The 7,640-nt window shown below is 56.6% G+C and carries 9 protein-coding genes; 5 read left to right on the forward strand and 4 right to left on the reverse strand.

Annotation, left to right across the window (positions count from 1 at the left end):
• Positions 1-192: 192 nt before the first annotated feature.
• Complete coding sequence (locus R6V78_RS18990; RefSeq protein WP_410290962.1) at positions 193-1,152, reverse strand: aldo/keto reductase; 960 nt, start codon at positions 1,150-1,152, stop codon at positions 193-195.
• Positions 1,153-1,401: 249 nt separating this feature from the next.
• On the opposite strand from R6V78_RS18990, the gene R6V78_RS18995 reads away from it, so the two are divergent.
• Positions 1,402-3,744 carry an ATP-dependent DNA helicase gene (locus tag R6V78_RS18995; protein WP_410290963.1) on the forward strand — a complete coding sequence of 781 codons (2,343 nt, stop codon included), beginning with the start codon at positions 1,402-1,404 and terminating at the stop codon, positions 3,742-3,744.
• 78 nt (positions 3,745-3,822) lie between these two features.
• On the opposite strand, the gene R6V78_RS19000 is transcribed toward R6V78_RS18995, so the two are convergent.
• The 3 genes from R6V78_RS19000 to R6V78_RS19010 all read right to left on the reverse strand — a co-directional run bounded on the left by R6V78_RS19000 (position 3,823) and on the right by R6V78_RS19010 (position 5,428).
• Positions 3,823-4,107: a hypothetical protein gene (locus R6V78_RS19000; protein ID WP_410290964.1), complete on the reverse strand. Its 285-nt coding sequence runs from the start codon at positions 4,105-4,107 to the stop codon at positions 3,823-3,825.
• Between the two features lie 78 nt (positions 4,108-4,185).
• Positions 4,186-4,386, reverse strand: a complete 201-nt coding sequence (locus R6V78_RS19005; RefSeq protein ID WP_410290965.1) for a hypothetical protein — start codon at positions 4,384-4,386, stop codon at positions 4,186-4,188.
• Positions 4,387-4,750: 364 nt separating this feature from the next.
• Positions 4,751-5,428 carry a response regulator gene (locus R6V78_RS19010; RefSeq protein WP_410290966.1) on the reverse strand — a complete coding sequence of 226 codons (678 nt, stop codon included), beginning with the start codon at positions 5,426-5,428 and terminating at the stop codon, positions 4,751-4,753.
• A 135-nt stretch (positions 5,429-5,563) separates the two neighbouring features.
• Between R6V78_RS19010 and R6V78_RS19015 the strand changes: the two genes are divergently transcribed.
• The 4 genes from R6V78_RS19015 to R6V78_RS19030 all read left to right on the forward strand — a co-directional run bounded on the left by R6V78_RS19015 (position 5,564) and on the right by R6V78_RS19030 (position 7,574).
• Positions 5,564-5,965 (forward strand): hypothetical protein, encoded by a 402-nt coding sequence (locus R6V78_RS19015; protein ID WP_410290967.1) that lies wholly within the window; start codon positions 5,564-5,566, stop codon positions 5,963-5,965.
• A gap of 131 nt (positions 5,966-6,096) precedes the next feature.
• Positions 6,097-6,354 carry a hypothetical protein gene (locus R6V78_RS19020; protein ID WP_410290968.1) on the forward strand — a complete coding sequence of 86 codons (258 nt, stop codon included), beginning with the start codon at positions 6,097-6,099 and terminating at the stop codon, positions 6,352-6,354.
• Between the two features lie 139 nt (positions 6,355-6,493).
• Entirely contained in the window at positions 6,494-7,171 is a 678-nt protein-coding gene (locus R6V78_RS19025; RefSeq protein ID WP_410290969.1) for a winged helix-turn-helix domain-containing protein, read from the forward strand.
• Complete coding sequence (locus R6V78_RS19030) at positions 7,149-7,574, forward strand: hypothetical protein (protein ID WP_410290970.1); 426 nt, start codon at positions 7,149-7,151, stop codon at positions 7,572-7,574. Before R6V78_RS19025 ends, R6V78_RS19030 begins: the two co-directional genes overlap by 23 nt.
• Positions 7,575-7,640: the final 66 nt, after the last annotated feature.

Raw genomic sequence — 7,640 nt, forward strand, 5'->3', positions numbered from 1 at the left:
CCGCTGCTGAACCCCCACATGAAAAAGCCATGCCTCCACCGGGACCCCGGTTTCGGCAGACCACAGTATGGGCATTTGGGTTCGTCGGCGCTGACCAGCTTGCGGCATCCGGGACAGAGCAGGGCGTTTTTTCGGGACAAGGGGCCGTTCACCGTGGAGAATCCTTTCCGGACGGGTCTGTTTCCTGCTGCGCTACCATTTCCACTGCACGGGATTGTCGTCGATCAGATCGGTGACCGGACGGCTGATGCGTTCCAGTTCAGACAGTTCAGCCTCGGTCAGCGTGATTCCTGCAGCCTTGGCGTTGTCGGTGGTCTGGCGGGCATTCCTGGCGCCTGCGATCGCACATACACCGGGTCTGGCGATTACCCAGGCCAGGGCCAGTTGGGCCATGGTGACGCCTTTTTTTGCGGCTATGGGGCGCAGGGCATCCAGGGCTTGCTGTACATGCGGGTACACATCCGCCTGGAACAGGCGGTTGCTGCTGCGGTGGTCGCCTTTTTCAAATTGGTGGTCCGGACCGAATTTTCCGGTGAGCAATCCCTGGGCCATGGGGGAGTATGCCAGAATGGTCACCCCATGCGTCCGGCACCAGGCCAGGGTGTCGGTTTCCACTTGGCGCCAAAAAAGGGAGTAAGGCGGCTGGAGGCTCTCGATCGGACCGATTGCGCAAATTTCCTTGAGTTGGTCGAGAGAAAAATTGGATACACCGATGGCACGGATCTTACCTTGGTCTTTGAGGTCGGTCAGGGCACCCATGGTCTCTTCCAGGGGAACGACCGTGGACCCGAAAGCCCCCGATGGCCAGTGGATCTGGTAAAGGTCCAAAAAGTCGGTCCCCAGGTTCTTCAGGGAACGGTTGCATGCGTCGATCACCTGGTCGTATTTGAGGTGATTGGCAAACACCTTGGACAGAATTTCCACTTCCTCACGATGGCTGCCGATGGCTTTGCCCAGAATTTTTTCGGAGTGTCCATTGCCATACACCTCGGCTGTGTCGAAGCTGGTGATCCCGGCATCCATGGCCGCCTGGATGGCTTTCTCGCTCTGGGCATCGTCGATTCCGGTCCACATGGATCGACCTGTCTGCCAGGTGCCCATGATGATGGGAGACAAGCGGATGTCCGTTTTTCCCAACATTCTCGATTCCATTTTTCCTCCATTTTCCCCCGTTTATAAGGATTCACGCCGGGACCCCAGCCTTGGATTGCCGGCTTGACCAAAATTATGTTGACCTCTACAGTAGTGCGCGTTTTTAACGTTGGCAAGCAGAAGCGAACACGTGGCAGCATCCACGCGTTTTTCTGGAAGCGTCTTTCAACCCGTGTGCCGGGCTGTGTCGACGGCTCCCGCTGACCCGTTGGGAACCATCGGCGAGTGAGGCCCAAAGAGGCGATTCATTTGAAGGCACGCCATAAAATCGCAGTTAGAACCCTGGTGGACGTGGTGCTTCGCGCCGGCGACCTGGACATGCGTTTTGCCGCACCGGGGCGCCCCCTCGAGGGTATTCGCGCCCACCAGAAGATCCAGCGTCTGCGGCCCGAAGGCTATCGCGCTGAGGTGCCGGTTTCAATCGAGGTGGAAACAGCGGACCTGATCCTGGTGGTGGGCGGCCGCATCGATGGGGTGCTCACCACCGAGGAAGAGACGATCGTCGAGGAGATCAAATCCACCACCAAAGACCTGACGGATGTCGAAAAGGCCAAGGATCCCTGTCATTGGGGCCAGGCCAGGGTATACGCCTATCTGTTGTCCCGGGAGCACCGCCTGGCGGCGGTGACCATCCGACTGACATACTGCCATCTGGATTCCGGCGAAGTCCTGGAAATGGTGGAGCAGTTGACCGGTGATCAACTGGCCTCATTTTTTCAGGAATTGATCGATCGCTACTTAAAGTGGGCCACGACACTTGCTCAGTGGCGGCGGATTCGCGACGCCGCCATTCTTGTTCTCGACTTCCCCTTTAGCCATTATCGAACCGGTCAACGCGCCATGGCGGTGACCGTTTACCGGACCATCCGTGATGGCGGACAGGCCCTCATCCAGGCATCCACAGGCATCGGCAAAACCCTTGCCGCCTTGTTTCCTGCAATTAAAACACTTGCTGAGGGGCGTGTTGAAAGGATTTTTTTTCTGACTGCCCGCAACACCGGCAAGGCTTCCGCCATCAGCGCCCTCGACATGCTCCAGCAAAAGGGCCTGCGGCTGAAGCGGGTCACCCTGACCGCCAAGGACCAGATCTGCTTTTGTCCGCAGGCTACCTGCAACCCGGAGGTGTGCACGTATGCCAGCGGGCATTTCGATCGATTGCAGGCAGCCATGGACGAAGCCTTTGCCCGGGATAATCTGGACCGCGATACCATCGAGGCCGTGGCCAAGGCCCACCGGGTCTGTCCCTTTGCCTTTTCCCTGGAGCTCTCGCTCTGGGCGGATTGTATCATCTGCGACTACAACTACGCGTTCGACCCGCGCGTTTACCTGAAGCGTTTTTTCGATGAGGAGAGCGGTGTTTACGCGTTTCTGGTCGACGAGGCCCATAACCTGGTGGACCGCTCCCGTGACATGTTCTCCGCCCGGTTAAGCAAAAGTGCATTTCTCGAGCTCCGGCGGGCGGTCAAGGTGCACCTCCCGGCCGTCTACCGGGCAGCGGGAAAGATCAACACCTGGATGCTGTCGGCCGGGAAACAGGCCCGGCAAACCGGCGGATTCAAATCCGAACAAGGGCTGCCCGATGGTTTGGAGCCCCTGTTGCGCGTTTTTCTGAGGGTGTCCGAGCCCTGGCTGGCCAGGAATCAGGCGACGCCTTATCGGGAAACCGTCATGGAGCGCTATTTCGAGGTCAGCGGGTTCCTGCGGGTATGGGATCAGTATGACGACAGCTATGTGACTTTTCACGAGGCAGTCGGTACGGATTTGCACCTCAAGCTGTTTTGCCTCGACCCTTCCAGACAGATGAGATCAGCCCTGCAGCGCTCCCGGGCGGCCATCTTTTTCTCCGCTACCATGACGCCGGCAAGCTATTTCCAGGAAGTTCTGGGCTGCGAAGCCAGCGCGACCAGGCTTGAAATTCCGTCGCCTTTTCCCCAAAAAAATCTGGCGGTGTTCGTCGCCACGGGTATATCCACCTATTACGCCCAGAGGGAATTGAGTGCGGATCGGATCGTGCTGCTGGCGCGCACGTTCATCCAGGCTAAAAAAGGCAACTATCTGTTTTTTTTCCCTTCCTATGCATACATGACCATGGTGGTCGAAAGGTGGATGGCTTGCGGAGTGCTGGATTTCCAGATCATCGTGCAGACGCGCGAAATGGACGCCGCCGGGCGGGCCTGTTTTCTTGACCGTTTTTCGGTGGAAAACCAGGCAACGCTGATTGGGTTTGCCGTAATGGGTGGCATATTCGGTGAAGGAATCGATCTGGTGGGCGAGCGGCTCAGCGGCGCCGTCATCGTGGGTGTGGGGTTGCCGGCCGTCTGCCCGGAAAGGGAGCTGATCCGTGGCTACTTTGATGGGCGGGGGACGGGGTTTGACTTCGCTTACCGCTTCCCGGGGATCAACCGGGTGCTGCAGGCCGCCGGTCGGGTTATTCGCACCGACCATGATCGCGGCGCCATATTGCTGGTGGATCAGCGTTTTTGTCGTCCCGACTACCAGGGGCTGCTGCCGGCTCACTGGTCGGCCGCTAAAGTCTCTTCCGAAGGGCAGCTTGAAGCCGGTTTGAAACAGTTCTGGTTGACCGGCGGTTGAACGCCGTTGCCTACCCACAAGGGGCTGTCGACGACCTGCTCAACGGATCGGCGTCCCGCCCATACACGGCCTGGACGCCTAGTCTGAGTGTGGCCCCTTTGCGTTTTTAACCCGGTCGATTGCGGTGTCCAGACAGTAGGCGCGCCACTCGCAGTCGATGGCGTCGCAGTCGGCATTGCCGATTCTGAAGCAGTCGGCCATGCCCGCGCTCCTTTGAAGACTGCGGACCAGGGCAATGATGTCCACCTGGCTGGATTGCGGTTGCTCTTTTCCCTTTTCGTCGGGGCGCGTCATGTCAGTATGGCCGTTGGGACGACGAGGCGTCCGGTTTTGTGGAGCGGGGCTTCGCGGTTGATCTGCCATGGCTTGACTCCTGGCGCGGAGGTTAAAGGGTTGCAGGGTGCAAGGGGCCGACGATCCACAAGCCGGGAAACAGCAGTGCTAATACGGACTCATCATGGCCGCGGATGGGGATTTGATGTGATAGCGGCTCTCCTCGGTGCAGTCAATGGCGCTGTAATAGATGCTTTTTGCGGATATGAGATGATACTCTTGAATGTCGTGCAGAATTTTACAGTTTTTCAGGCATTCATCCTTCGGGTCGTTCCTTCTTTCACAGGTCCTGCATGGAGAAGATATCATCGTGTTCTCCTTTCAGGGCATTGGCCCTGCCATCAATGCTGTTAAAGAATCTGGTACCCGCCGACCTCCTGATCTGCCGCTGACATGAAATGGTTAGAAAGCTGCCGAAACCTGATCTGTTTCTGGCTGTCGGCCTTTTGCCCCCATAACCATATTATCGGTTAAAATCAAAAAGTCTATAGGGTCTGAGACTCATTTTTTTAGGTTTTTTTACTAGGTTGCGGGAAATATTCCCGAGTCGCGAGAAAAATTGGGGCTGAGAAGGAAAACAAATCCGATAGGTGGAGATGTCAGTCGAAGCCAAACGGCCATGGACGCCCGTCCACAGTCAAAAAAAGTTGCCATGCGATGATGAACAACGGGTTTATCCTTTCCACAGATCGATGTCGATGAGCCCCAATTTGGCCGCGTATCTCACCAGGTCCATGCTGCTGTGAAGATCCAGCTTTTTCATGATGTTCGACCGGTGGTTGTCGACGGTTTTGACACTGATGAAAAGCCGGTTGGCGATCTCCGATTTGGACAGCCCCTGGGCCAGCATGCGCATGATTTCCTGTTCTCTGGGTGTGAGACGGCCGTAGCCTGAATCACTCACCCGCGCTTCGCGTACGGGCGAGTTCATCAGTCTCTCCACCACCTCATGAGAGATGGAGCTGTCCAGAAAATACTCACCTTCCGTGACGGCATGAAGGCCTTGAACCAGTCTGCCCGCGGCGGACTCCTTGACCACGTAGCCGGTCGCACCGGCCTGGAAGGCCTCCACGATGTAGTCGATCTTGGAATGCATACTGATGATCATCACCCGGGTGTTCGGAAGGGTTTCCCGAATGCGACGGGTCAGCTGCATGCCACTCTCATCGGGCAGTGAGATGTCCACCAGGGCGACATCCGGTTTGATTCTTTCGGCCATGGCAAAACCGCTGCGGGCGTTTCCGGCCTCGCCTGCGACCACGAAATTTGGATCCCCGGCAATGATTGATTTGAGGCCTTCTCTGAACAGGGGGTGATCGTCGATAATCAGTATGCGCTTCCTGGAAGGCACTGGCTGTCTCCTTGTTTCAGGATTTAATAAGGTCGCGGGAAAATTTATCCCAGATCCCCACTCCTGAAAAGAAAAAACTTTGAAAATGGCTAATTATTGGTTAGAACTGCTTACCCTAGGCGCGAAGGCACGTGTATGCTGACAGACAATGAATCGACGCAAACGAAAGAAGATGGCCTGCTCGCGGTCAAACGGGCCATTTCGGCCTACGCCCAGAGTGAAAAAGTCAAGTCGGGTCTTATCTGGATCTGCCAGGTTGCCGATCAGGTGGCGGCCATGCAGGATCCAGGCAGACAACAGGGATCGATGCTGCTTAAAACCCTGACCCAAATGGTCATCGATGAATCCGACTTGGCCGGCAGAATCACCGGCGATCGACGCTGGCACGAAATCGGGAAAATGATCCGTATGGCGCTGGTCATGATCAATTCCGGTGTACCCCAGGAGACCGCTTTTCACCTGACGCAGGCCCTGACCCGGGTCACCAGCATCGGTGGGCAGGCGGCGGCGGTGTTAAAAGCAAACCGTCTTTTTTAGAAGACGGCCATGACCTTCGGCATTGTTTGCATGCCCGCGGGGAGCACGGCCGAGCCTGGGCCCTTCGGCGGCGGTCTGGCTCCAAAACGGCTGGCAGCCGGTGTCGATATCACCAAAGGACAGTCATAGAGATGAAAGACAACGTCGGCGTCTACTACTACCCGTTTCCCGGAAACAAGCGTGTGCGCATGTATGTGCGCCAAAAGGATGGGGAAATAGAATTCAGAATGAAAAACGAAGACGACCCCAGCATCTGGAATGACCACGGCTGGGTGACCCATCGCGCCATTCAGCAGGCCCAGGTGCTCTATGAAAAGCGCGGGCAATTCGACCCCAACCGGGCATACGACATCCAGATTGCCAGGGTGTTGATCCAAGATGGCAAATGAGCGGCCGAGCGCTTCGTAGATGGCCCCCATGGCCTGCATGTTGTTTATGTGGGCTGAGAGGACCATATTGACGGCTTGATCAATTCTGTTCGATACCGGGTTGCGGTGATCGACGCCCGGTTTAACCGGAAGAGAGACGATGCGGATCCTACTGGTCGAGGACGACAAGAAAATAGCCTCCTTCGTGAAAAAGGGTTTACAGGCTGAGGGTTTTGCGGTGGACCATGCCTCGGACGGTATGACCGGACTGGACCTGGCCCTCATTGAGCCATACGATGCCGCTGTCGTGGACATCATGCTGCCTGATTTGGATGGCCTCTCACTGATCGGGCGGATGCGCCGGGAAAAGATAATGACGCCGGTTATCATTCTAAGCGCCAAAGGGTCCATCGATGATCGGGTAAAAGGACTTCAGACCGGCGGAGACGACTATCTGAGCAAGCCTTTCGCCTTTTCCGAGCTGTTGGCCCGGGTGCAGGCCTTGATCCGGCGGGCCAGCGGCGCAACCGAACCCACCCGGCTGTCCTGCGGCGACCTGACCATCGACATGCTGACCCGCGAGGTTCGCCGAAAAGGAATCAAGATCGATCTGCAGCCGCTGGAGTACTCGCTGCTGGAATACCTGATGCGCAATGCCGGCCGGGTGGTTTCCAAGACCATGATCATGGAGCACGTCTGGGATTACCACTTCGATCCGCAGACCAATGTGGTCGAAGCACGGATCTGCCGACTCCGGGACAAGATCGACAAGGGATTTGAAGGCAAATTGATTCACACGGTCCGCGGGGTGGGGTATGTCCTTCGCCAGTATGATTAAACTCCCCCGAACCCTCGCCTTCCGGTTGACCCTGTGGTACGGATTCATTTTCTCTTTATCCTCCTGTATGGCCTTTTTTTTCTTCTACGCATTGATCAGCGCCAATCTGAGGCAACGCCTGGATGGCAACCTTTCGCAGAAAATTTCTGAATTCGAGGCGATCTACAACCTTCAGGGGCTTGAAGAAGTCAAGACTGCTGCCGTGATCGAATCCCAGGCCGCCGGTGAAAAAAAAGTATTCTTTCGCCTGCTGTATGCCAGTGGTGTGGCCTTTTCTTCATCCAACATGTCCTATTGGCAGGAGATCGGAATCAACCGCAATGCCGTCGGCCAGCTGGTTGAAGGCCCCCTGGGATATTCCCGCCAAGTACAAAGCCATGAAAAGCACGGTGAAGGCTGGTGATGCCGACGCACTTGCAACTGGCAAAGAGCTTTGGGCAAAATTCTGCAAATCCTGCCACGGTAGCAA

Origin of the sequence: Desulfosarcina sp., assembly GCF_046496365.1 — a bacterium.
Lineage (GTDB): Bacteria > Desulfobacterota > Desulfobacteria > Desulfobacterales > Desulfosarcinaceae > Desulfosarcina.